Genomic DNA, 24,243 nt, shown 5'->3' with positions numbered 1-24,243 from the left:
GACCTCGTTAGTTTTTGTCTTTTCACCAATCACGTAATGCGGGCGGATACGAGCCCGCGAGGTTTTTCCGATGTCTCTCAACGAAGCCACCAAGCCCGCCAAGCAGAATTCCCGCCGGGCCAAGGCAGCGACCGAAGCGCCGGCGCGCGAGCAGATCCTGATCGGCGCCGATTTCATCCAGAAGGGCGAGCCGCATGAGCGGCTCGACCGGTTCTTCGGCGACCTGGCGAGCCGCTTCGACGCAGCGCCCGCGGTCATTTCCGGCGGCCGGCCGTGGTCGTATCGCGAGCTGAACAGCCGCGCCAACCAGTTCGCCCATCTGTTGATCGAGCGCGGCGTGAAGCCCGGCGACCGGATCGGCCTTTTGCTCGACCGCTCCGCCGAAACCTATATCGCCGTGCTTGCCGTGATGAAGGCCGGAGCGGCGTTCGTGCCTTTGGCCACCGCGTTTCCAGAAGATCGCATGGTGATGATCATCGAGGACGCCAACGTCACGATGGTGATCAGCGTTTCCGGCTATGCGGCGCGCGTGGCGCGCCTGCCCGTGCCGCATATCTCGATCGACTCGGCCGAGTCCGAAATCGCGCTACAGCCGGAAACCGCGCCCTTGCCGGACGGCAGCCAGGACCAGACCTGCTACATCCTCTATACCTCTGGCACCACGGGCAAGCCCAAGGGCGTGGTCATCACGCATCAGAGCTTCTGCAACTTCGTCCGCGTCGCGGCAGCGTCCTATGGCTACCAGCCGGGCGACCGCGTCTATCAGGGCATGACGATCGCCTTCGATTTCTCCTCGGAGGAGATCTGGGTACCGTTTGCCGCGGGCGCCACCGTGGTGCCGGCGCCGGGCCAGCAACCGCTGGTGGGCGAGGAGCTGGCGAGCTTCCTGCGCGAGCACAACATCACCTGCATGGCCTGCAGCCCGACGCTGCTGTCGTCGATCGAGAGCGACGCGCCGAGCCTGCGCGCCATCCTGGTCGGCGGCGAGGCCTGCTCGCAGAAGCTCGTGACCCGCTGGGCAAAGCCCGGCCGCAAGATCCTCAACACCTATGGGCCGACAGAAGCGACGGTCACCGCGACGATGGCGCTGCTGACCCCGGACGAGCCGGTGACCATCGGCAAGCCTCTGCCGACCTATTCGATCGCCATTCTCGATCCTGAAAAGCCGGAAGTGCTGAGCGGCGACCAGTTGGGCGAGGTCTGCATCGGCGGCATGGGCGTGGCCGTCGGCTACCTCAACCGGCCGGAACTCACCGAACAGCGCTTCATCAAGGATTTCATCGGCCTGCCGAACAACCCCAGCGGCCGCATCTACCGGACCGGCGACCTTGGCCGCATCAACGACAATGGCGATATCGAATATCACGGCCGCATCGACACGCAGGTCAAGATCCGCGGCTACCGCATCGAGTTGGGCGAGATCGAGGCCGTGCTGCTGGATCAGCCGGGCATCGCGCAGGCGGCGGTGACGACCTGGGAGATCGAGCCCGAGCGCACGGAGCTGGTCGGCTACTATGCCCCCAAGAGCGGCGGCGACGGCGTCGACCGCACGGTGCTGGTGCAGGAGCTCAAACGGCGGCTGCCCGACTACATGGTTCCGGCCTATCTGGAGCAGTTGCCAGCGATCCCGATGACCGTCTCCAACAAGGTCGATTTGCGCAAGCTGCCGAAGCCGACGAGCGCCCGCGTTGCCGCCGGCCATGCGATGATCGACCCGCGCAACGAGGACGAGAAGTTCCTCGTCGAGACGCTGCAGGACGTGCTGAAGTTCGAGGACATCTCGATCGAGGACCACTTCTTCGACGATCTCGGCGCGAACTCGCTGCTGATGGCCCGGTTCTGCGCGCGCATCCGCTCGCGCAAGGCCTGGTCGACGACGTCGATGCGCGACATCTACCTGCACCCGACGGTGGCGAAACTCGCCGACTACCTGCGGGCGCCGCAGATGGCCGCGGTTGCCGCGAGCGAACCCATGCTGACGCACCGGGCCTCCAATCTCGCCATCTGGGCCACCGGCCTCGGCCAGCTGATCTTTTATGCAGCTTACTGGTATGCCGCGCTCTGGCTGATCAATGACGGCCTCAACTGGGTCTATGACGCGCTGGACGACGCGCCGGAGCTCTATATGCGCTGCGTGGTTCTGTCCGCCGGCGTGTTCTTCGGGTTGAGCGGCTTCGCCATCGTCGCCAAATGGCTGCTGGTCGGCCGCTGGAAGGCCGAGACCTTTCCGATCTGGGGCTGGCGTTACTATCGCTTCTGGATCGTGAAGACGCTGGTCCGCAGCGCCCCTGTCGTGCTGTTCCGCGGCAGTCCGCTCTACAGTCTCTATCTGCGCCTGCTCGGCGCGCGGCTCGGCAGCCGCACCGTGGTCGAATGCAGGGCGGTTCCGGTCTGCACCGACCTGATCGCCATCGGCGACAACTCGATCCTACGCAAGGATTCGACGATCCTCGGTTTCCGCGCGCAGGCGGGCTACATCCATACCGGGCCCGTCAACATCGGCAACAACGCCTTTGTCGGCGTCGGATCGACGCTCGACATCGACACCCGCATGGGCGACGGAACACAGCTCGGCCACGCCTCGTCGCTGCATCGCGGGCAGTCGATCCCGGCCGGCGAGCGCTGGCACGGATCGCCGGCGATCCCCACCGAGGCGAATTACTGCACCGTTCCCAACGTGCCGCTGTCGCGGCTGCGCCGGGTCATCTACGAGGCGATCCAACTCTTCATCCTGTTCGCCATCGTCACCCCGTTCCCGCTTCTGTTCCACAGCTACTGGGAAAATGTCGGTGACGACTACGACGAGACCATCGGCGTCGTGGCGATCGGCACCACGGTCACGGTGGCCGGCTTCATCATCGGCGGGGTGCTGCTGGCGGCGACCGTGCCGCGACTGTTCAACCTCGTGCTGAAGCCCGGCCGGAACTATTCGCTCTACGGCTTCCACTACTGGCTGCAAACGATGCTGGAGCTGATCAGCAACGTGCGGCTGCTGAACGTGCTGTTCGGCGACAGCTCGGCCATCATCTACTACCTGCGCGCCATCGGCTGGACGTTGAACAAGGTTGATCAGACCGGGTCGAATTTCGGTACCAACCAACGCCACGAAAACCCGCAGCTGAGTGAGATCGGCTCGCACACGATGGTGTCCGACGGCCTGTTCATGGTCAACATGCAGAAGTCGGCCAATTCCTTCCGCGTCGAGCATACGCGGGTCGGCGAACGCAACTTCTTCGGCAACAACATCATCTATTCACCGGATTCCCGCGTCGGCGACAATTGCCTGCTCGGCACCAAGGTCCACGTACCGGTGGACGGCCCGATGCGCCAGAATGTCGGGCTTCTCGGCTCACCGCCCTTCGAAATTCCGCGCATGGTCAATCGCGACAAGGAGCTTCTCGGATTGATCTCCGACAAGGAGCGCAGCCGTCGCCTGCCGCTGAAGAACCTGCACAACCTCGTCACCGCGCTGATGTTCGTGGCCGCGCAATGGTTGGTCCTGTTCCTGACGCTCGCCATCTGGGACCGGGCGCTCAACTACTATACCGAATGGGGGGCGACGGCGCTGTTCGTGGCGGTGATGCTGACCACGACGATCGGTATCCCGTTCTACATCTTCCTCGAGCGCGCCAGCCTCGGCTTCCGCAGGCTGAAGCCCAGGATGGCGACGATCTACGACCCGGTCTTCTGGCGGCACGAACGCCACTGGAAGCTGTCCGATTCGCCGATCATGGGCCTGTTCACCGGCACCCCGTTCCGGCCGATCATCCTGCGCATGCTGGGCGTGAAGGTCGGGCTGCGGCTCTATGACGGCGGCTGCATCATCACCGAGCGGTCGCTCGTGGAGATAGGCGACGACGTGACGCTCAACGAAGGCTGCGTGATCCAGCCGCACTCGCTGGAGGAAGGCGCGTTCAAGTCCGACTATATCCGCATCGGCAATGGCTGCACGCTGGCGCCGTCCTCCTTCGTCCACTACGCGGTGGTGATGGGCGAGGGATCGGTGGCCGACGTCGACTGCTTCGTCATGAAGGGCGAGGTGCTGGAGCCGAATACGGTCTGGCGCGGCAACCCGGCGAAGCTCTACGGCGTCGTGACGCCTATCGATGCGCGCGCGTTGGAAATCGGGCACGCCCCGTGACGCGTTCCGCCGGCACGAGCGGCCTGCCGGTTGCCCTGGAGCCGGTCGGCAAGGGCAACCGGGCGGCGGTACTGGCGCTCGAACTGCTGCCGGAGCAGCAGGGCTTCGTCGCCTCCAACGCCGAATCGCTGGCCGAGGCCCGGCAAGATGACGAGGCGATCGCCCGGGCCGTGGTCGCCGGCGGGCGCGTCGTCGGATTTCTGATGTACAGCGCGCCGGAGGACGATGGCGAAGCGATCATCTATCGCTTCATGATCGACCGTCGCGAGCAAGGCAGAGGCCTTGGCCGCGCCGCCGTCGCCAAGGTGCTGGGCGAGATCGCGAAGCTCGGCCACATCCGCCGCGTTCTAATATGCTATGAACCGGAGAACGAGGCGGCGCGCCGGCTTTACGCCGGCTTCGGTTTCGTCGAGCAAGGGCTCGACGAAGACGGCGAGATGATCGCCGTGCTCGAACTGGGCGGATAGAGCGTTGAGCACCCAGCCGCAGGGCATGTCGGCAAGCATCGAAAGCGCCATCGAGCAGGCATTGGCCGGCCTCGCGCCACCCGGCCTCGTCGTCGGCTGCCGCCATATCTCGGCTGGTGACGAGCACCATATCCTGTCCGCGGAAAGCGCTTCCATGGCCACGCGCGAACCCGGCGCACGCGCCGCCACCGGGGCAGGCCGCCACGTCGCGCACGAATTGCTGCGGCGCCTGGGATGCGTGGATTTGGCAATAGTGCGCGGCCAATCGGGAAACCCGATCTGGCCGGCCGGCATTGTCGGTTCGATCGCGCATGACGACCTAATGGCCGTGGCGGTCGTCGCGCGATCCGACGCGCTGAAAGGCGTCGGCGTCGACATCGAGCCCGCCCTGCCATTGCCCGATGACCTTCTTGCGGTCGTCGCCGCACCGCAAGACCGCCTGGGCGATCTCGACCCGAAGCTGGGCGGCCGCATCCTGTTCGCGATCAAGGAGGCGGCCTACAAGGCATCGTTCCCGCTCGACGGCCGCGTGCTGGGCTTTGAGGACATCGCGGTCGATTTCGAAAAGAGCGAAGCGGTCACTTCATTTGGCCGACGCCTGATCGTGCGCTTTGCCGCCTCTCCACGAATCCTGGCGCTGGCCTGCACGGCGCGCTGAGGCGCGTCCGTGGGTGAAAGCGCTTAACGCGGCTGGTGGTCGCTATTCCGTCGGCCGGCACTATATCCCAGCTGACGGCACCGTCGACAGGAGAGCGACATGCTGCCTCCAGCAGGGCTCGAACGGCTGAACGCTTTTTCGGACGGCGTGTTCGCCGTGCTGATCACCGTGCTGGTGCTGGAGTTGCGGCCGCCGGAAATCCCGACCTTCGTAGCGCTGCTCGGCCTCTGGCCGACATGGCTGAGCTATGGCGTAAGCTACCTTTTCATCGCCATCGTCTGGGCGAACCATCACCACCTGCTGCGTCATGCAAAGGAGTCGAGCGCGCGCCTCATGTGGTACAATTTCGCGCATCTGTTTTCTGTTTCCCTGCTGCCGTTGGCTACCGCCTGGATGGCCGTCAGCGAGCTGTCGCCGCAACCTGTGGCCTTTTATGCCGGCGTCTTCTTCCTGGTGAACCTGACCTACATCTTCCTCATCCGCGAGTTGATCGAGCCGCTGCCGGTCGAGACCATTCCGCCTGGAGTCCGCAAGGCCATGCGCATCCGCTCGATCGCAACGCTTTGCCTGTTCGGGCTCGCGGCGGCCGTTGCGCTGAAATACCCGGTCGCTGGATTGGCGATCTGTTGCTGCTGTCTGGCCGTGTATCTGCGGCCGGAAGCACCGGGGACACGGAACCCGGCCTGACGACCTTGCCGCGCATCTCTGGCTTCCCGACGCGCGCCATCAATATGCATGTTTTAACCATCAATCATTGACGATAGAACATTTTAATGTAGGCTACAGCACCGAGACCTGATATCTCAGAACTGAACAAGAGGGTCGTCGGTGATAACCGCACCGCAATTGCGCGCCGCCAGATCGCTGCTCGGCATCGATCAACGCCGGCTTGCCGAATTGTCCGGCCTGTCCGTGCCGACGATCCAGCGCATGGAAGCCAGCGGCTCGATCATCCGGGGCAATGTCGATTCGCTGATGAAGCTGATAGCGGCGCTGGAGGTAGCCGGCATCGAACTGATCGGGGCAGGCTCAGTCAGCCAGGGCGGCGGGCGCGGCGTGCGGCTGAAGGCCGGCTTCGATCCGGCCAAGGTATCCGTAGCCGATGGCCAAGAGGCCGAGCCCGGCGGGAGCCTGCCGTGAGTTCGACCGTCGCCCTTCTGCTGTGCGGCCCTGCCGCGCTTCTGGCTACAGCGATACTGGCCGCGGCCGTCAGCCGGCTCGCCGCCGCGACGCGTCTGGTCTATGGGGCTGCGCTTGTCATTTCAGCCACCCTGCTCGCGATCGTTGCCAGCCATCTCGCCGGCAATCCCGGCGCGGTGTCCGCCACCACGTTGCCGCTCGGCCTGCCCTTTACCGGCGCCCGGTTCCGGCTTGACGGCCTGTCGGCGTTCTTTCTCGTCGTCGTCAACCTGGGCGGCGGTATTACCAGCCTTTACGGTCTCGGTTACGGCCGGCACGAACCCGCGCCGCATCGCGTCCTGCCGTTCTATCCGGCATTCCTCGCCGGCATGAATCTCGTCGTGCTGGCCGACGACGCTTTCAGCTTCCTGCTGTCCTGGGAGTTCATGTCGCTCGCCTCCTGGGCGCTGGTCATGGCGCATCACCGTGACGAGGCCAACCGGCGGGCCGGCACTATCTACCTGGTCATGGCGAGCTTCGGCACACTGGCGCTGCTGCTTGCCTTCGGCACGCTGGCGGGGCCCGCCGGAACCTATGCGTTCGACGCGATGCGGACGGCGCATCCCGGCCGGTTCGCCGCCGGCGCGGTGCTGGTTCTCATGCTGCTCGGCGCCGGCTCCAAGGCCGGCCTCGTGCCGCTGCATGCCTGGCTGCCGCTCGCCCATCCGGCGGCGCCCAGCCACGTCTCGGCGCTGATGAGCGGCATCATGACCAAGGTCGCCGTCTACGGCTTCATCCGCGTGGTATTCGACCTGCTTGGCGAGCCGGCATGGTGGTCCGGCATAGCTGTGCTTCTGATCGGCGGCGTGACGGCGGTGCTCGGCATCCTGCACGCGCTGATGGAAAAGGACCTCAAGCGGCTGCTTGCCTATTCGACCATCGAGAATATCGGCGTCATCTTTGCCAGCCTAGGCCTCGCGCTGGCCTTCAAGGCGAACGCCATGCCGTCGGCCGCGGCGCTGGCCTTCACCGCGGCGCTCTTCCACGTGCTGAACCATTCCTTCTTCAAGAGCCTGCTGTTTTTCGGCGCCGGCGCCGTGCTGACGGCAGCCGGCGAACGCGACATGGAAAAGCTCGGCGGCCTCATCCATCGCCTGCCGGTGACCAGCTTCGTCTTCCTCGTCGGCTGCGTCTCGATCTCGGCGCTGCCGCCCTTCAACGGCTTCGCCTCCGAATGGCTGATCTTCCAGGCCATATTGCGCAGTCCCGAGTTGCCGCAATGGGGACTGAAGGTCATCGTGCCCGCTGTCGGCGGCATGCTGGCGCTGTCGGCGGCGCTGGCCGCCGCCTGCTTCGTCAAGGCATTCGGCATCACCTTCCTCGGCCGGGCGCGGTCGGCGGTGGCGGAACGGGCGCGCGAGGTAGACCGCTGGTCGCTGGCGGCGATGGCCGTGCTTGCCGCCTTCTGCCTGATCGCCGGCATTCTGCCCGGCCTCGTCATCGATGGCCTGTCGCCGGTGACGCTTTCGCTCATCGGCGACCGCATGCCGGTGCAGATGGCCGAGCCCTGGCTGTCGATCGTGCCGATCGCCGAGAGCCGCAGCTCCTATAACGGCCTGCTGGTGTTCGTTTTCATCGCCGTCTCGGCTTCGCTCGCCGCCTTCTTCATACACCGCTTCGCCTCGCATGCGCTGCGCCGGGGCATTGCATGGGGGTGCGGCTTCGATGAGGCGGTGCCGGCCGCGCAATACACGGCCGTCAGCTTCGCGCAGCCCATTCGCCGCGTTTTCGGCGGCTTCGCGTTCCGCGCCCGCGAGACGGTGGAAATGCCCGCGCCTGGCGCCCTCGAACCGGCGCGGCTCAAGGTGGATATGCATGATCCGGCATGGGAGATTTTCTACCAGCCGATCACCGGCGCGATCGATTTCGCCACCGAGCGGCTGAACCACCTGCAGTTCCTGACGATCCGTCGCTACCTGACGCTGGTTTTCGTCTACCTCGTCATCCTGCTCCTGGTGCTTGCGCTATGGCCGTGATTCTCGAGCTGGCCGTGCAGGGCGCGCAGATGCTTTCGGTGCTTTTGCTGGCGCCGCTTCTGATCGGCTTCGTGCGCAAGATGAAGGCAAGGCTCGTCAGGCGACAGGGACCTTCGCTGATCCAGCCCTATCGCGATCTCGTGCGGCTGATGCGCAAGGAGGTCGTGCTGGCGGACAACGCGTCCTGGCTGTTCCGGGTGACACCCTATTTGATCTTCGCCGCGACCTGGGTCGCGGCGGCGCTCGTGCCGACATTCGCCACCGGCCTCGAGTTCAGCTGGGCCGCCGATCTCATCGTCATCGTGGCGCTGCTCGGCAGCGCGCGCTTCTTCCAGGCGCTGGCCGGGATGGATGTCGGCACCAGTTTCGGCGGCATCGGCGCCAGCCGCGAGGTGATGATCGCATCGCTGGCCGAACCAGCGATGCTGCTCATCGTCTTCAGCCTGGCGCTGGTCGCCGGCGCGACGCAACTTTCGACGGTCGCCGCCTTCATGGGTTCGCCCGAGGTCGGCCTGCGGGTGTCGCTCGGCATGTCGCTGATCGCGCTGGTGATGGTGGCGATCGCCGAGAATGCGCGCATACCGGTCGACAATCCGGCCACGCATCTGGAACTCACCATGGTGCATGAGGCGATGATCCTGGAATATTCCGGCCGGCATCTGGCGATGATCGAGCTCGCAAGCTTCCTCAAGCTACTGCTCTACATGTCGCTGATCTCCTGCGTCTTCCTGCCCTGGGGGCTGGGGAGCGCAGTTGGAGGGTCGAAATCGCTGGCCATCGGCGCGGTCGCCTATCTGGGCAAGCTCGCGGTGCTTGCCATCCTGCTTGCCGTGTTCGAGACGGCGGTCGCCAAAATGCGCGTCTTCCGCGTGCCGGATTTCCTCGGCGCGGCGCTGATGCTGGCGCTGCTCGGCACGCTTTTGCTGTTCGTCTCGCGGAGCCTGTGATGAACGGTCTCACCTTCGACATCGCCCATCTGCTCGCCGGCAGCCTGGTGCTGATCTCCTTCATGATGCTGTATCAGGACCGCCTGTTCGCGCTGATCAACGTCTTTGCGCTGCATGCGGTCGTGCTGGCGCTGTCGGTGGCCTGGCAGGCCTATATCCAGGACGCGCATCATCTCTACATCACCGCCGGCATCGCCCTGGTCTTCAAGGCGATCGTCATCCCCGTCGGGCTGCATCGCATCATCCAGCGGCTCGGCATCCACCGCGACATCGAGACCGCCGTCGGCATCGGCCCGACCATGCTTGCCGGCATCGGGCTGGTGACGCTCTCCATGGTGCTGATGCTTCGGGTTACGCCAGAGGCCGACCCGCTCGCCCGCGAGGACCTCGCCTTCGCGCTGTCGATCATCCTGCTGGGATTGCTGGTGATGGTCACAAGGCGCAACGCCGTCAGCCAGGTCGTCGGCTTCATGTCGCTGGAGAACGGCCTGGTGCTGGCCGCCACCGGCGCCAAGGGCATGCCGCTGGTGGTCGAGATCAGCGTCGCCTTCTCGATCCTGATCGCCTTCATCGTCATCGGCGTCTTCCTGTTCCGCATCCGCGAGCGGTTCGATTCGGTCGATGTCGGCGCGCTCGACGACTACCGGGGGGAACGCCGGTGACCGGGTTTTCCTTCGATGCCGTGGCCGCGATCCTTTTTATTCCCGCAGGCGCGGCCGCCATCCTGGCGGTATTGCCGAACTACCGCATGACGGCGGTCGTGAACGTCATCGCCAGCCTGCTGACCTTGCTCGCGGCGCTGTCGCTGTTCGTCACCGACCGGCCGGCGCCGGGACAATACCTGCTGGTCGACGACCTCAACATCGTCTTCATCGTGCTCAACACATTCGTCGGCTTCACCACCAGCGTGTTCAGCGCGTCCTATATCGCGCATGAGCTGGAAACCGGCCGGCTGACCGCGCCGAACCTGCGGTTCTACCACGCCATGTACCAGATCATGATGTTCGGCATGAACCTCGCCTTCGTGTCGAACAATATCGGCCTGATGTGGGTCGCGGTGGAGCTCGCCACGCTGACCACCGTGCTGATGGTCGGCATCTACCGCACGCATGAGGCGCTGGAGGCGGCGTGGAAATATTTCATCCTCGGCAGCGTCGGCATCGCGCTCGCGCTGTTCGGCACCATCCTCGTCTACATGGCGGCCCAGCCGGTCGTCGGCGAGGGCACCAACGCCATGGTCTGGTCGGTGCTGATCGAGAAGGCGGCGCATTTCGATCCGGCCCTGCTCAGCGTCGCCTTCATCTTCCTGCTGCTCGGCTACGGCACCAAGGTCGGCCTCGCGCCGCTGCATGCCTGGCTGCCGGATGCGCATGCCGAGGGCCCGACGCCGATCTCGGCGGTGCTGTCGGGCCTGCTGCTCAACGTCGCGCTCTACGCCGTGTTGCGCTTCAAGCTGCTGCTCGCGGCGAGTCCGCAGGCGATCGGCCCCGGACCGCTGATGGCCACGATGGGACTGACGTCGCTGATCTTCGCGGCCTTCATGCTCTACCGCCGCCGCGACATCAAACGCCTGTTCGCCTATTCGTCGATCGAGCATATGGGCATCATCGTCTTCGCCTTCGGCATGGGCGGGCCGCTCGCCAACTTCGCCGGCCTGCTGCACATGGTCATGCACAGCCTGACCAAATCGGCGATCTTCTTCGCCGTCGGCCATATCGCGCAGGTCAAGGGCACGCAGAAGATTTCCGAGATCAGGGGTTTGACCGAAAGCCATCCCGGACTTGGCTGGGCACTCGTCATCGGCGTCGTGGCCATCGCCGGCCTGCCGCCGCTCGGCATCTTCATGAGCGAATTCCTGGTCGTCAGCTCGACCTTCGCGAGATATCCGTGGCTGGCGATCCCGCTGGTGTTCGGGCTGCTGATCGCCTTCGGGGCGCTCTTGCTGCGGCTGACCGGCCTCGCCTTCGGCGAACCGCGCGGCGGCATGGCGCCGGTCGAGGCATCCTATGTACCGATGTACTCGCACCTCGCACTGGTGTTCGCCGCCGGCATCTATCTGCCGGCGCCGCTGGTCGCCTGGTTCCAGCATGTCGCCGGCATCCTGGGGTGATGCGCATGACCCGAAAGAATCCGCCCGCGCTCGCCGATCTCATCAACGCCGGCCGCCTGGTCGAGCATCACGCGCCATGGCGGCGCGCCGTGGTGGCTCCGAAGGTTTGGAACCTTGCCGTGGAGCAACTCGCTGACGGCCGCTGGAGCCTGCTCGGTCTATGGGGCGAGCCGGACAAGGTGCACATGGCGCTTCTCGACGAAGCGCTCGACATCGGCGTGATCAGCCTGGACTGTCGGGGCGGCCGCTGCCCGTCGGTCGGCCAATATCATCCGCCGGCGCTGCGGCTGGAACGCGCCGCGGCGGACCTCTTCGGGCTGGCGCCGCAAGGCCTGCCCGACACCCGCCGCTGGCTCGACCATGGTCAGTGGGGGATCAGCCATCCACTCGCGGCGCGGCCCAGCGTGCCGGCGGCCGCCACCTCCTACCGGTTCCTGGCGGCCGAGGGCGACGGCCTGCACCAGATCGCGGTCGGTCCGGTGCATGCCGGCATCATCGAGCCGGGGCATTTCCGCTTCACTGCCGGCGGCGAAACGGTGGTTCGGCTGGAGGAGCGGCTGGGCTATGTGCACAAAGGCATCGAAGGCCTGATGGCGGGAGCGGCGATCGATCGTGCCGCGAAGCTGGCGGGCAGGACCTCCGGCGACAGCACGGTCGCCTATTCGCTGGCCTTCGCCCGCGCGGTGGAGGCGGCGCTCGGCATCACGCCACCGCCGCGCGCAGTTTGGCTAAGGGCGCTGATGGCGGAACTGGAGCGCCTGGCCAATCACCTCGGCGATATCGGCGCCATCTGCAACGACGCCGCGTTCGCGATCATGCACGCGCATTGCGGCGTGCTGCGCGAACGCGTGCTGCGCGCCGCCGATGCGGCCTTCGGCCATCGCCTGATGCGCGATCGTATCGCGCCCGGAGGCGTGACAAGCGATCTCGGCGGGGCGGGGGCGAGCACCATCCGATCGCTGGTCGCGGAGATCAGGCAGCGCTTTCCGCATCTGGTCGAGCTCTACGACAACACCGCCTCGCTGCAGGACCGGACGGTGGCGACCGGCTGGCTCAAGGTCGAGCTTGCCCGGCAATATGCCGCCGGTGGCTATGTCGGGCGCGCCTCGGGCCGCGATTTCGATGCGCGACGCGCCCCAGGGTACGCGCCCTACGACGAGCTCGCCTTCGACGTGCCGGTGCTGCGGGAGGGCGACGTCAACGCGCGCGTATGGATCCGCGTGCGGGAGGTCGAGCAGAGCCTGTCGCTGGTCGAGCAGATCCTGGCGCGGTTGCCCGCCGGCCCGATCCACATCGAGATCTCCACGGGGGCCAATGCCGCCGACGGGCCGCGCGAGGGCATGGCGTTGGTCGAGGGTTTCCGCGGCGACATATTGGTCTGGCTGCGCATCGGCGCGGACGGCGCCATCGAACGCTGCCACCTGCGTGACCCCTCATGGTTCCACTGGCCGCTGCTGGAAGCGGCGATCGAGGGCAACATCGTCGCCGACTTCCCGCTCTGCAACAAATCGTTCAACTGCTCCTATTCCGGCCATGATCTCTAGAGCAATTCCAGGAAAAGTGCGCAGCGGTTTTCCGTCCGGAATTGCGCAAAAACAGAGAGTTGGAGCAGGTCGGCGATTCTATCAGACGCTGAACTGCTCCAACCCGGCCCAAGGCACACCGCCATGCGAAAACTGCTCTTCGAAAGCCTGATCCGCCCGCCCTTGACCGAGCGCGCGCCGCAGGTGAGCGACGCGGCCATCGACGAGCTAACGCGCGCGCTAGACGGCGTTGCCCGCCAGCGCCTGGGCCGCAGCCTGTCGATCCGCGCGGTCGACGCCGGTTCCTGCAATGGCTGCGAGCTCGAGATGCACGCGCTCAACAACGCCTTCTACGACATCGAGCGCTTCGGCTTCCGCTTCGTTGCTTCGCCCCGCCATGCCGACGTGCTGATGGTCACCGGACCGGTCACGAAGAACATGCGCGAGGCGCTGAAACGGACCTGGGAGGCGACACCCAACCCGAAATGGGTGGTCGCGCTCGGCGGCTGCGCCAAGGACGGCGGCTGCTTCGCCGGCAGCTACGCGGTCGTCGGCGGCGTGTCAGACGTGGTGCCGGTCGACCTGCACATTCCGGGATGCCCGCCGCCGCCGATCGAGATCCTCAAGGGATTGATCGCGCTGCTCGACGGCGCGAACGGGAAGGTCGGCGCTCCCAAGGGCTAAACGGCAGAGGCGCCGCCTTGCCGCAGCTCTACGGGTCGACGACCAGGCGCAGAACCCTCGACGCCGGCGACAGCCGCACCTGCCGGCCCCAGTCGAAGGCAACGAAATCCTGCTCGATGCCGTCGGCGAAGATCACGCCGCCTTCATTCATCCGCGAGGTGATGGAGAGCGGTTTTTCGGTGATCTTTCCCGCCCGCAGCTTCGTGGCGGTGGCGATGCTCGGGAAGGGCTCGCGCACCCAGAAGCCGACCGCGTGCTCTTCGCGGCCGAGCGACAGTTCCAGATGCGTCGCTTCCATGATCGAGCGCGCCCAGCCCGTCGCGCCGGTGCCGGAGGCGACGATGAGGCCGCTGGAGGAATGGTCTTCCGCCTCGCCTTCCGCCTCGATGCGGTAGCGGGCCGACTGGTGGCTGCGGTGACCGACGAAGATCTCGTTCAGCGCAAGAAGCGTCTCGCCCTCGCCGAGCTCGGCCTGGACCATCGTGCGCGATTCCATCTCGACATCGCCGGCGGTGCTGGCGACAAGCAGCCTGGCCAACCTGCCGACGCCGATCCGCACCAGGACGCCATCATAGAGATCCGGCGCCGGATTCACGCCGAGCACCGGCTGGCCGTTGAGATATTTGGCGACGTTGGCGACCAGCCCGTCCTGGCCGATGGCGACAACGACGTCGTCGGGCGCGAACAGGAAGCGGTTGAGATCGGCGCGCGTCACCAGGGTCTGCCGCCAGTCGGCCGGCACGGCGGCGCGCGCCGTGCCCAGCACCGCGTGGAAGCGATCGTGCCGGGCCTCGACGTCCTCCAGCCGCTGGCCGCGCGTCTCCAGGAAGAAGCGGGCCTGACCACGCGTCGCATGATGCGCGATCAGAAGCTCGTAGTCGGTCTCGCGGGTCACGAAGACCGCGCGAGGACGGTTCGCGGCCATCTGTACCTCCTCTTTGTTGGAGCATGATCTTTTCCGAAAACCGGTCCCACTTTCGGGGAGACACGCTTTAGCGCGCCTCGATCGCCGCCGGGCTTTTGCGGAATTCGCCAAGCAAGGTTGCAAGCAGGTCGGGCGTGACGTTGACGTGCTCGATCTTCTCCAGCTTGCCGGCGAACTGCTGCGCCGCAAGGCCGAGCAGGATCGCGGGCGGCAGGTCGCGATAAATGGCGATGTGCTGCCGCTCGGTCTCGGCCTTCGCCCCTTCGATGGCGCGGATGCGCTCGGCCTCGGCACCGGCTTCGATCTGCTGCGCTTCGGCCGCTCCGGTGGCACGGTTGCGGGCGTTCTCGGCCTCTTCGGCGATCAGCAGCTTTTCGCGCCGCGCCAACTCGGTCTTGTTCGCCAGCTCGTTCTCGGCGATGGCACGCTCCTTCTCGACGGCGAGCGCCCGGCGCTCGAAGGTCGCTTCGTCGGCCTTCTGCTGCAAAGCCTCGAAGGTCGGCGTCTGCAGCGCGCGCTCGAGCTCGGCCGTCGGGGTGAGGTTGGTGAGCCTGACGGTGACCGCGGCGACGCCGATTTCGGTCAGCGCCGGGTCTGCCGCGACCAGCGCCTGCAGCCGTTCGCGCAAGGGCGCGGGTCCGGCATCGAGCAGCGCCCGCACCGGCGCCTGGCCGAGATATTGCTGCACCGCCTGGTTGGCGATGTCGGCGATACGGGCCTGGATTTTTTCGATCGGCTCGCCGCGCAGCTTGCCATTCCTGAGGTCGATGCTGAAATCGACGCGCTCGGCCAGCCGCGCCGGGTCGACGACGTGCCAGCCGATCGTGCCTTGCACGGCGACGGTCTGGAAATCCTGGCTGCGGCCCTTGACGAACAAGGTCATCTCGCGGTCGTCCATCGGCAGTTCGGCGATGCTGGCCGTCTCGGGCACGAACCAGAAGACCAGGCCGCGGCCGCTCTGCATGACTTGGCCGTTGCGATAACGGATGACGTGGCTGCTTGCCTCGCTGCGAAGCTGGGCGACGAAGCCTAGACTGCGGATGGTGGCCATGATGGTTCTCCCTCAATGACGTTGAAAGCGATAGAGTTCGGCCGGGCGGAAGGCCGCGCCGACCTCATAGGCGCCGGTCGCCGCCAGCCAGCCCTTGTCGAGCTGGCGCCGGCGAAAGGCCGGCTTGTTGAGCGCGGCACCGAGGACCGCCTCATGCACATCCTGCAGCTGCCGCAACGTGAAGAGCTCAGGCAGCAGCGCGAAGGCGACATCGGAATAGTCGAGCTTGCCACGCAACCTCAGCATGGCCGTCGCCAGGATGGCGGCGTGGTCGAAGGCGAGCGTCAACTCCTGCTTTTCCGGTGAGAGCACGGTGACCGGCCCGCCGGTCTCGCCGGCCCAGGGCACTTGGATCGCGGCCGGCAGCAGCGCCGGCATCGCGCCGAGCGCCGCATCGAAGGCCTGCTCGGTGAGCAACGCCAGATAGGCGACGCTGATGATGCGCATGCGCGGATCGCGATCCACTGCGCCAAATGTGTAGAGCTGTTCGAGATGCGCCTCGCCCATGCCGGCCTTTTCGCGCAACACGCGCGCGGCGGCCGCATCGAGGGATTCGTCGATGCCGACGAAGCCGCCCGGCAGCGCCCAGCGACCCACATGCGGAAGCTGGTCGCGCTTGACCAGCAACACGGCCGGCCAGCCGTCGCGGATGCCGAGCAGGACAAGGTCGACCGCCACCGACGGGCGCTGGAAGGCGGTCGGGTCGTATTCCTTGAGGAACTCGGTCTCGTTCATCGGCGTATCTCGCACCTAATATGCAAGATACATATAAGTGTTTTGCATATATGTCAACAGGCAGGCATTTCAGAAAAGAAGGGGTGCCAAATGAAACCTATGACGGTGTGGGGTAGTCCCCAGCGTGCATATCCGCCCGCACGGCTGCCACCCGAACAGTTTCAAGGGTTTCGGTCGTCGGTCTGTTAACAAATCATGCGATATTACACAGATATTGGCGACCTGAAGCGCCTGAGAAAGTGAGCCGTTACAGTGCGTCATACACCTGACGAGACATTAGAACTTGTCATTCACAATGACGACCAGACCCCGTGGGCGTTTGTCGTCGATCTGATCCGCTCGGTCTTCAGCCGATCCGAGGCGGAGGCCGAGACTTTCGCCGCGAGGGTGTCGCAGCAGGGAAAGGCCGTGTGCGGCAGCTATCCTTCCGCAGTCGCGAAGGCGATGCTGGAGACGGCGGAGCAGCGCATCAAGGCGGCCGGCCATCCGCTTCGCATCACCGCCGCCCCCGGCGGAGCCGAAGACGCAGCCACCGACCAGCCGGTGGAGGCTCCGCGCAACAAAAAGTTCAAATATGCCCATGAAGCGATCGCCTGGCATTTCGCGGGACTGGCGCATGACGAGATCACCGCAACCTCGCGCCAGTTTCCCGGCCATATGCGCGCCGATGTGCAGGTGGCGCTCGACAAGCTGTTCTCGGCCTCGCCCATTCGCTTCTTCGGCCTTTACGAGCAGCATCGCTACGAGACGCTGACCTATGCCGCGCTGACCAAAGAAGGACAGCACGCCGTCACCATCTCTGCCGCGCAGTATCAGGATGTCGATATCGGCGAAACCGAGCCGACGAAGTGCCTCAACAATGGCTTGTGGCTCAATCGCGATGGCGATCTGCATTACGCGGTCGTGCTGTCTTTTCACCGTGAGTTCGGCCAGGAATCCGGAACCTGCGTCGAGATCGCGGTGCCCGCCGGCGAAGCCGGCTTGGCGCTGGTGGGCCGCTGCTTCTCGGAGTTGGAGGCGACCATCAATGCCGCGCGTTCCTATCGCGGCAAGGTTCTGTCCCTCGAAGCGGAAGGAGATTATCGCGGCCGCTCCAGGGGCGTGATGGTGCATCGCCTGCCGCAGGTGCAGCGCGACGCGGTCATCCTGCCGGAACAGACGCTGAAGCTTCTCGACCGCAACGTGATCCGCTTCATCGAGAGCCGGGAGGCGTTGCGGCGGCTTGGGCAATCGACGCGCAAGGGCATCCTGCTCTACGGCCCGCCCGGTACCGGCAAGACGCACACCATCCGCTATCTCGCCGCCAATCTGCCCGGACATACGACGCTGATCATCACGGCCGGCCAGATGGGCCTTCTGTCGCAATATATGACGCTGGCGCGCCTGCTGCAGCCGGCGACGGTGGTGATCGAGGACGTGGACCTCATTGCCCGCGACCGCGAGAATATGGGCGGCCCGTGCGAAGAATCCCTCCTCAACGTCCTGCTCAACGAGATGGACGGGTTGAAGGACAATGCCGACATCCTGTTCGTGCTGACCACCAACCGGCCCGAGCAGCTCGAAGGAGCACTCACAGGGCGTCCGGGACGCATCGACCAGGCCATCGAGGTGCCGCTGCCTGACGACGGCTGCCGCGAGAAGCTGGTGCGCCTTTATGGCGGTGGGCTCAAGCTTCCCGACGCGATCGTGGCCGAGGCGGTGATGCGCACGAAGGGCGTCAGCGCGGCCTTCATCAAAGAGCTCATGCGCCGCGCCGCGCAAACCAGCATCATGCAGGGCGACGGCGAGGCCGTGAGCTCCAGGGATCTCGCCGAGGCCCTGGACGACATGCTGTTCACCGGCGGCCGGCTCAATGTCAGGCTGCTCGGCGGGGCAAGCGAGGAGCCTTCCGGCTATTGAGCCGGGCTCGTCGCTCCAGTCGCGCGATCAGGCAGGAGCATAGGTCAGCCTGATTACATCCTCGTCGATCCGATCATTGGCCATGAGGCGGAGCCGCGGCCGGGGTCCGGCGAAATACGGCTTGCCGCGGCCAAGCACGACCGGGTGCAGGTAGATCCGATATTCATCGATCAAGCCGAGGTCGGTGAGGCTTCGCGCTAGGTCGGGACCTGCGACCGCGATCTCGCCATCGCGCTCGGCCTTCAGCTTGCGCATCGCGCCATCGAGATCACTCTCGACCAGCGAGGCGTTGGGGCCGACCGACCGCAACGAGCGCGAGACGACCCATTTGTGCTGGTTTCGCCAAGCCGCGGCGAAGGCCTGTCGATCGGCATCCCATTCGGGATGATCGTCGTCCCAATAACGCATGATCTCATACATGCGGCGACCGTAGACGCTGCCAGCCTTGCGCCGCACATCCTCGATGAAATGGCGGAAGAGCGTGGGGCTTGGCCCAAACTCCGTATGATCGACGTAACCGTCGAGGGACTGGTTCATTCCGAACACGAGCTTGGCCATAGTCGATACTTCGATGGTCGATCCGCGCGAGCCTGATTGCGTTATGCAATCGGTTGCAGGCTAAATCGACTGCTTTTATTTTGCAATTGGTTTTTGGTGCGCGCATGGTCGTTTCAAACCGCAAGATCGGTCGAGAACATCATGGCCCTGGGCGGCTAAGTGATGCGGCCACAGAGCAAGGAACGATGAAAGCGGCGCTTCAGAATTACCATAGCCGGATGCAGCGGGTGCTGGACTATATCGACCGGCATCCCGACGGTGACCTCGACCTGGAAACGGTGAGCCGCGTTGCCGCCTTCTCCAAGTTTCACTTCCACCGGCAGTTCACGGCGACCTTCGGCTTGTCCGTGCATCGCTATGTCCAGCTCACCCGCATGCGGCGCGCCTCATACAGGCTTGCCGACAGGGAGAGCGTCACGGACATCGCGATGGATGCCGGCTACGAGGCGCCCGACGCCTTCGCCCGCGCCTTTCGGCAACGGTTCGGACAATCGCCTTCGTCGTTCCGCAAATCTCCCAACTGGGGAGCGTGGCTCATGGCCTTCGGGCCGCTCGACAATGCGAGGAGAAAGCTCATGCAGATAATCTTTACCCGGGACGACGTGACGATCCGCGATATGCCGCCGACGCCGGTGGCGATCATGGAGCATCGGGGCGACCGGGCAACGCTCGGCGACACCATCCAGCGCTTCATCGCCTGGCGCAAGGCCGCCGGTCTGTCGCCCGAAACGAGCCCGACCTTCAACATCTTCCGTTCCGAGCGATGTCCCGCGGTCGCCGCCGACTACAGCATGGATATCTGCGTGGGGACCGACCGGCCGATCGCGGCGGACGACAAGCAGATGAAGGCCGGCGTGATCCCCGGCGGGCGCTGCGCCGTGCTGCGCTACCCCGGCAACACCAACAATCTCGAGCCGGCCGGTCTCTATCTTTATCGCGACTGGCTTCCGGCCAGCGGCGAGGAAGCGCGTGACTTCCCGCTCTATTGCCAGCGGCGGCTGTCCTTCGCCCCGGATAGGCCGGTGCCCGAGATCGTCGTGGAGCTGTTTCTGCCGCTGAAATAGCGTGGTTGGACGGGCAGCCTGTCGCTTCCGGCCACGATAAGGCACAGGCTGCTACTGTACCCCGCTGCGGGCAGCGTCAGATATTGCGATGCAGGTTCAAGCAATCGCCACGGATCGCCTATTGAATTTTCGACCAGCCCCGAAGGGCGATATCCGCGACAGCCGCCAACTCCTTTTTGCTCGCTCCATCGGCCGACAGTACCGCCATTCCATATATCAACGCGGAAAGGTATCGGGCGAGGTCACCGGGTTGCGCGCTGGCCTGCAACTCGCCCTCGTCCTGCGCGCGCCGCAGTCGATCCAGTATGCCGAGCTCGCCGCGACGACGCCGAGTGGCCAGATCGCCTCTAACCACCTGCGATGACGCGCTGACAGACAATGCCCCTTGGACACCCAGGCAGCCTTGCGGATTGCGTTTGTCTCCATGCAGTTCGACCGGCCCGGTCATCAGGAGCCGAATTGCGTCCTCGAGGGCCGTAGCCTGCTGCGCCGCGCGCCTGTAAGCGCCGGCCCGGCTCTCATAGCGATCCATGACGCGCTGGAACAGGACCTCCTTGCTGCCGAACGCGGCGTACAGACTCGCGCGGGTGATGCCGAGCGCGTCGGTAAGGTCGGCAATTGAAGTCCCCTCATAACCATGACGCCAGAAGAGCAGGACCGCCCGGTCGAGCGCCTGGTCGATGTCGAACTCGCGTGGTCTTCCCGCTCCCATGTCAACCTCCCGACTCAGCGTTTCCATAATAGTGCTTGCTTAATATAGAACGATCGTTCTAGTTTTCAGCATCCGTGAACCGAAATGGTGGAGGGAAAAATGCTAGGCAGGGTGATAGCGCTCTCGTTGTTCCTGACGATAGGCGGGTCGATGACCGCTCATGCGGAAGCCGGCACTTTTCTGGGCTTCCGAACTGAAATGGTGGCCGCGAACGGCGCCGAAATCTATGCGCGCATCGGTGGATCGGGGCCGGCCGTGGTGCTGATCCACGGATTTGGCGACACCGGCGACATGTGGGAGCCGCTGGCTGTGGACCTTTCCAAAAATCATACCGTCATCGTTCCCGATCTGCGGGGCATGGGACTTTCTTCGATCACAGAGGGCGGTTACGAAAAATGGAACCAGGCCGCCGATGTCCAGGCTTTGCTCGATCATTTGGGCGTCGGGAAAGCCGATATCATCGGGCACGATATCGGCACGATGGTCGCTTATGCCTACGCGGCTCGCTATCCCGAAAAGACAGACAAGCTCGTCGTCATGGATGCGCCGGTGCCGGGCATTCCGCCTTGGAACGATATCGTGCGCGATCCGAGGCTCTGGCATTTCGATTTCGGCGGTCCCGACATGGAGCGTCTCGTGCTGGGCCGCGAACGCATCTATCTCGACAGGTTCTGGAACGATTTCGCGGGCACGCCGGCGAAATTCGATGAAGCGACCCGCCAGCACTACGCGAAACTCTATGCCAGGCCCGGCGCAATGCGCGCCGCGTTCGCTCAGTTCCGATCGATCCGCCAGGATGCCGTCGACAACCAGGCCGCTCTGGCCAAGAAGTTGCCAATGCCGGTGCTTGCCATCGGCGGCGCCAAGTCATTCGGAGAGATGGAGGCGGTCGTCATGCGCAATGCCGCCACCAATGTGACCGGAGTTGTCGTCCCCGATTCCGGGCACTGGCTAATGGAAGAAGCTCCCGGGCCGACAATCAGCGCGGTGCAGCGGTTTCTGGAGCAGAACTGACGCCCGGCAGACTGTTGAGGCACTCCGACCTTTTCACTTGGCGCGCCAAGTTTTGCTATGAAATCCAGGAAATGGCGCGCCCGAAGAGATTCGAACTCCTGACCCCCAGATTCGTAGTCTGGTGCTCTATCCAGCTGAGCTACGGGCGCGCAACAGGCCGTGTGTGACACAAGCCCCGCGATCCGGTCGAGACGGCCGGCCGCGATGTGGAGTGTTCCCTAACGACTGAATTCGCGAATTGCAAGCCGATCCGGCAAAAGTTTTGTCGCAGGTGATTTTTGCCCGTGTTGAAGCGTGGCGCGACTTAGATCGGGGCGGAGCCTGACGAACTGCGTCTCAGGCGGGTCGGCGCAAACTTCCGCGCGCTTGATCGAGCCGTACCGGCTGGTCGGGGATGGTGACGGCGAAGACGGTGCGGCCGCCGATCGATTCGACCAGCTCGACCGTGCCGCCATGGGCTCGGATCAGTTCATGCGCGATCGCCAGACCGAGACCGGTGCCGCCGCTGCGCGCCGAGCCTCGGAAGGCGGCGAACAGGTTTTCGCGCGCCTTGGGCGGCAGGCCTGGGCCGGTGTCGGTAACGGTGATGCGGCTGACGCTGCCGTGACGCTCGGCCGCGACCGCCAGGCGGCGCACCACCGCGCTCTCGGTGTCGGCGGCCATCGCCTGCACGGAGTTGCGGCACAGATTGGTGAGCACGCGGAAGAGATGGTCGGAATCGGCGTCGACCTCGAAGGCGAGCTCGACGGCGTTGATGAACTCGATGCCTTCCTCGATATCGAGCAGGCCGTGCACGTCGTCGACCAGCTGGCGCAGCCTCAGCCGCCGGCGTGACGGTGCCGGCTCCTGCGTGCGCCCATAGTGAAGCACGCCTTCGGAATAGGACACGGCGCGGTCGAGCGCGCGCAGCAGCTTCGGCGCGAAGGACTGCACGGTCGGATCCTTCACCTGGCGCAGGCGATCCGACATCAGCTGCGCGGAAGCGAGGATGTTGCGCATGTCGTGATTGATCTTCGACACCGCCAGGCCGAGATCGGCGAGGTGCTTCTGCTCCGACAGCATCTTCTGCAGCCGATCCTGCATCTGCGCCAGCTCGCGCTCGGCGACCCCGATCTCGTCGGCGCGCTCCGTCGGCGAGATGATCCGGCCGGGATCGTCCGGCGCCTCGGAAAAGGACAGGATCGAGCGCGTCATGGTGCGGATCGGCCCGATCATGATCAGGTCGATCGCCGCATAGACCAGCATGGCGGTGAACAGCGAGATGAGCAGCGAGACGACGGCGACGTTGCGCGAATATCTGAGCATGGCGTCGCGCAGCCGGTAATCCGGCATGATCAGCTCGAATTCCTTGTCGCTTTCGCCGACCGGGCCGAAGACGCGCAGCATGCGCTTGCCGCCGAGGAACAAGGTGTCGAGCGCGCCGGTCATGCCGTTGACCAGGCCGACATTGGCGATGTCGATATGCACGTCGACCTGCGGCGGCATGTCGGACACGACCAGCAGCCGCGAGACGCCGCCGTCGCGCACGGCGATCGCCTTGGCGCCGATCGCCATCAGCACGTCGTTCTGGGCGTTGTGCGACAGCGAGTTGGGCTCGCCCTGCAACAGCACGATCGACACGGCGGCGGCGGTGCTCAACCGCTCCTTCAGCCAGTTGACCCGGTAGCTGGCGATCCAGGGCAGGAAGATCAGGACTTCGGCCAGGAGCACGAAGGCGATGGTGAGCAGCAGAAGCTTGGTCGACAGGCCGCGCGACAGCGGCACCCGGCGCGACGAATTCGCCGCCGCCGGCCTTGCCTTTTCATCGGTGGACAGAGCTTCACTCGTCATGACGCGGTCTTCACGAAGCCTTGATCGGCCAAGATTATGCGATTTGCGGCTTTTTTGCCAATTTCATCCTCGGCCCCGTGAAAAAATGCCTCGCGGCCGGGCGGATTGACTTCCAAAAACCTTCTTTCTATAAGCCCGCTCACGCTCGGGCCATTCGTCCCGGCGCGGTTTCGATCGCGCCTAAGCCGGCCCGGCAAAGCTCCTGTTACAGAGTGACAGAATCAAGAAGGGCCGCACCCCGCGGTATTAAAACAAATGAAGCGTACATACCAACCGTCCAAGCTCGTCCGTAAGCGCCGGCATGGTTTCCGTGCCCGCATGGCCACCAAGGGTGGTCGCGGCGTCGTCGCAGCTCGCCGCAACCGCGGCCGCAAGCGGCTCAGCGCCTGAACGAAAGACGAGATCGTTGCCCGCAACCGGCAAGCCAAAGGGGAACAGCCCCGGGCGGCTTCTGAAACGCGCGGATTTCCTGGCTGTGCGCGGCGGCGAGAAACGCCGCGGACGGCTTTTTCTCGTTGAAGTTCTCGACCGCGGCGACGCTTCTGCGCCGCGCGTCGGCTACACCGTGACCAAGAAGGTCGGCAACGCCGTGGTGCGCAACCGCGTCCGGCGGCGGCTGCGGGAAGCCGTGCGCGTTCATGCCGCCGATGACATGGCGCCGGGCAATGACTATGTCATCGTCGGGCGTGAAGACGTGCTTGCCATACCGTTCGGCCAGTTGAAGGCCGAGCTTTCCCGCCGGCTGCGCGGAACACGATAGGCCAAGGGCT

General features: G+C 65.0%; 22 protein-coding genes and 1 tRNA gene. 16 read left to right on the top strand and 7 right to left on the bottom strand.

Features of this window, described 5'->3' with window-relative positions; all coding sequences use genetic code 11:
• The first annotated feature begins 70 nt into the window (after positions 1 to 70).
• The 11 genes from DPM33_RS15695 to DPM33_RS15645 all read left to right on the top strand — a co-directional run bounded on the left by DPM33_RS15695 (position 71) and on the right by DPM33_RS15645 (position 13,685).
• A complete protein-coding gene (locus tag DPM33_RS15695; RefSeq protein WP_112098334.1) occupies positions 71 to 4,141 on the top strand; it encodes a Pls/PosA family non-ribosomal peptide synthetase in 4,071 nt (1,356 codons plus the stop codon).
• Positions 4,138 to 4,608, top strand: coding sequence for a GNAT family N-acetyltransferase (locus DPM33_RS15690; RefSeq protein WP_245442167.1), 471 nt, complete (start codon positions 4,138 to 4,140; stop codon positions 4,606 to 4,608). The genes DPM33_RS15695 and DPM33_RS15690 overlap by 4 nt, the downstream gene beginning before the upstream one ends.
• Before the next feature lie 61 nt (positions 4,609 to 4,669).
• Entirely contained in the window at positions 4,670 to 5,266 is a 597-nt protein-coding gene (locus DPM33_RS15685; protein WP_245442166.1) for a 4'-phosphopantetheinyl transferase family protein, read from the top strand.
• A 99-nt stretch (positions 5,267 to 5,365) separates the two neighbouring features.
• Entirely contained in the window at positions 5,366 to 5,953 is a 588-nt protein-coding gene (locus tag DPM33_RS15680; RefSeq protein ID WP_112098332.1) for a TMEM175 family protein, read from the top strand.
• Positions 5,954 to 6,094: 141 nt separating this feature from the next.
• The gene (locus DPM33_RS15675; RefSeq protein WP_112098331.1) at positions 6,095 to 6,406 is read left to right on the top strand and encodes a helix-turn-helix domain-containing protein; all 312 of its coding nucleotides are present in this window, start codon (positions 6,095 to 6,097) and stop codon (positions 6,404 to 6,406) included.
• Positions 6,403 to 8,421: a hydrogenase 4 subunit B gene (hyfB, locus tag DPM33_RS15670; RefSeq protein WP_112098330.1), complete on the top strand. Its 2,019-nt coding sequence runs from the start codon at positions 6,403 to 6,405 to the stop codon at positions 8,419 to 8,421. Before DPM33_RS15675 ends, hyfB begins: the two co-directional genes overlap by 4 nt.
• A complete protein-coding gene (locus DPM33_RS15665) occupies positions 8,412 to 9,368 on the top strand; it encodes a respiratory chain complex I subunit 1 family protein (RefSeq protein ID WP_112098329.1) in 957 nt (318 codons plus the stop codon). Before hyfB ends, DPM33_RS15665 begins: the two co-directional genes overlap by 10 nt.
• A complete protein-coding gene (locus tag DPM33_RS15660; RefSeq protein WP_112098328.1) occupies positions 9,368 to 10,030 on the top strand; it encodes a hydrogenase-4 component E in 663 nt (220 codons plus the stop codon). Before DPM33_RS15665 ends, DPM33_RS15660 begins: the two co-directional genes overlap by 1 nt.
• Entirely contained in the window at positions 10,027 to 11,478 is a 1,452-nt protein-coding gene (locus tag DPM33_RS15655; protein ID WP_112098327.1) for a hydrogenase 4 subunit F, read from the top strand. The genes DPM33_RS15660 and DPM33_RS15655 overlap by 4 nt, the downstream gene beginning before the upstream one ends.
• Before the next feature lie 5 nt (positions 11,479 to 11,483).
• On the top strand, positions 11,484 to 13,022 hold the full coding sequence (locus tag DPM33_RS15650) for a hydrogenase large subunit (protein WP_112098376.1): 1,539 nt from the start codon (positions 11,484 to 11,486) through the stop codon (positions 13,020 to 13,022).
• 123 nt (positions 13,023 to 13,145) lie between these two features.
• Positions 13,146 to 13,685, top strand: a complete 540-nt coding sequence (locus DPM33_RS15645) for an NADH-quinone oxidoreductase subunit B family protein (protein WP_112098326.1) — start codon at positions 13,146 to 13,148, stop codon at positions 13,683 to 13,685.
• 28 nt (positions 13,686 to 13,713) lie between these two features.
• On the opposite strand, the gene DPM33_RS15640 is transcribed toward DPM33_RS15645, so the two are convergent.
• From DPM33_RS15640 to DPM33_RS15630, 3 genes are all read right to left on the bottom strand, one after another.
• Entirely contained in the window at positions 13,714 to 14,610 is an 897-nt protein-coding gene (locus DPM33_RS15640) for an NAD(+)/NADH kinase (protein WP_112098325.1), read from the bottom strand.
• A gap of 67 nt (positions 14,611 to 14,677) precedes the next feature.
• On the bottom strand, positions 14,678 to 15,661 hold the full coding sequence (locus DPM33_RS15635; RefSeq protein WP_112098324.1) for an SPFH domain-containing protein: 984 nt from the start codon (positions 15,659 to 15,661) through the stop codon (positions 14,678 to 14,680).
• Positions 15,662 to 15,673: 12 nt separating this feature from the next.
• Positions 15,674 to 16,396 (bottom strand): NUDIX hydrolase, encoded by a 723-nt coding sequence (locus DPM33_RS15630; protein ID WP_112098323.1) that lies wholly within the window; start codon positions 16,394 to 16,396, stop codon positions 15,674 to 15,676.
• 252 nt (positions 16,397 to 16,648) lie between these two features.
• Between DPM33_RS15630 and DPM33_RS15625 the strand changes: the two genes are divergently transcribed.
• Positions 16,649 to 18,295, top strand: coding sequence for an ATP-dependent Clp protease adaptor ClpS (locus DPM33_RS15625; protein ID WP_112098322.1), 1,647 nt, complete (start codon positions 16,649 to 16,651; stop codon positions 18,293 to 18,295).
• A 27-nt stretch (positions 18,296 to 18,322) separates the two neighbouring features.
• Here DPM33_RS15625 and DPM33_RS15620 read toward each other — a convergent pair whose 3' ends face one another.
• Complete coding sequence (locus DPM33_RS15620) at positions 18,323 to 18,853, bottom strand: dihydrofolate reductase family protein (RefSeq protein ID WP_112098321.1); 531 nt, start codon at positions 18,851 to 18,853, stop codon at positions 18,323 to 18,325.
• A 185-nt stretch (positions 18,854 to 19,038) separates the two neighbouring features.
• On the opposite strand from DPM33_RS15620, the gene DPM33_RS15615 reads away from it, so the two are divergent.
• On the top strand, positions 19,039 to 19,917 hold the full coding sequence (locus tag DPM33_RS15615; protein ID WP_112098320.1) for an AraC family transcriptional regulator: 879 nt from the start codon (positions 19,039 to 19,041) through the stop codon (positions 19,915 to 19,917).
• Between the two features lie 118 nt (positions 19,918 to 20,035).
• Here DPM33_RS15615 and DPM33_RS15610 read toward each other — a convergent pair whose 3' ends face one another.
• Complete coding sequence (locus DPM33_RS15610) at positions 20,036 to 20,656, bottom strand: TetR/AcrR family transcriptional regulator (protein WP_245442165.1); 621 nt, start codon at positions 20,654 to 20,656, stop codon at positions 20,036 to 20,038.
• Between the two features lie 72 nt (positions 20,657 to 20,728).
• On the opposite strand from DPM33_RS15610, the gene DPM33_RS15605 reads away from it, so the two are divergent.
• The gene (locus DPM33_RS15605) at positions 20,729 to 21,643 is read left to right on the top strand and encodes an alpha/beta fold hydrolase (RefSeq protein ID WP_112098319.1); all 915 of its coding nucleotides are present in this window, start codon (positions 20,729 to 20,731) and stop codon (positions 21,641 to 21,643) included.
• 72 nt (positions 21,644 to 21,715) lie between these two features.
• Here DPM33_RS15605 and DPM33_RS15600 read toward each other — a convergent pair.
• Positions 21,716 to 21,792 (bottom strand) — tRNA-Arg (locus tag DPM33_RS15600).
• A 187-nt stretch (positions 21,793 to 21,979) separates the two neighbouring features.
• Positions 21,980 to 23,473, bottom strand: coding sequence for a sensor histidine kinase (locus DPM33_RS15595; protein ID WP_112098318.1), 1,494 nt, complete (start codon positions 23,471 to 23,473; stop codon positions 21,980 to 21,982).
• A 255-nt stretch (positions 23,474 to 23,728) separates the two neighbouring features.
• Between DPM33_RS15595 and rpmH the strand changes: the two genes are divergently transcribed.
• Complete coding sequence (rpmH, locus tag DPM33_RS15590) at positions 23,729 to 23,863, top strand: 50S ribosomal protein L34 (RefSeq protein ID WP_008833937.1); 135 nt, start codon at positions 23,729 to 23,731, stop codon at positions 23,861 to 23,863.
• A 16-nt stretch (positions 23,864 to 23,879) separates the two neighbouring features.
• Positions 23,880 to 24,233 (top strand): ribonuclease P protein component, encoded by a 354-nt coding sequence (gene rnpA / locus DPM33_RS15585; RefSeq protein WP_112098317.1) that lies wholly within the window; start codon positions 23,880 to 23,882, stop codon positions 24,231 to 24,233.
• The last annotated feature ends 10 nt before the right edge of the window (positions 24,234 to 24,243 follow it).

The sequence above is a fragment of the Mesorhizobium hawassense genome (assembly GCF_003289945.1).
Lineage (GTDB): Bacteria > Pseudomonadota > Alphaproteobacteria > Rhizobiales > Rhizobiaceae > Mesorhizobium > Mesorhizobium hawassense.
Note: the sequence above shows the minus strand (reverse complement) of the source record. Positions and strands in the feature narration are given on the sequence as shown.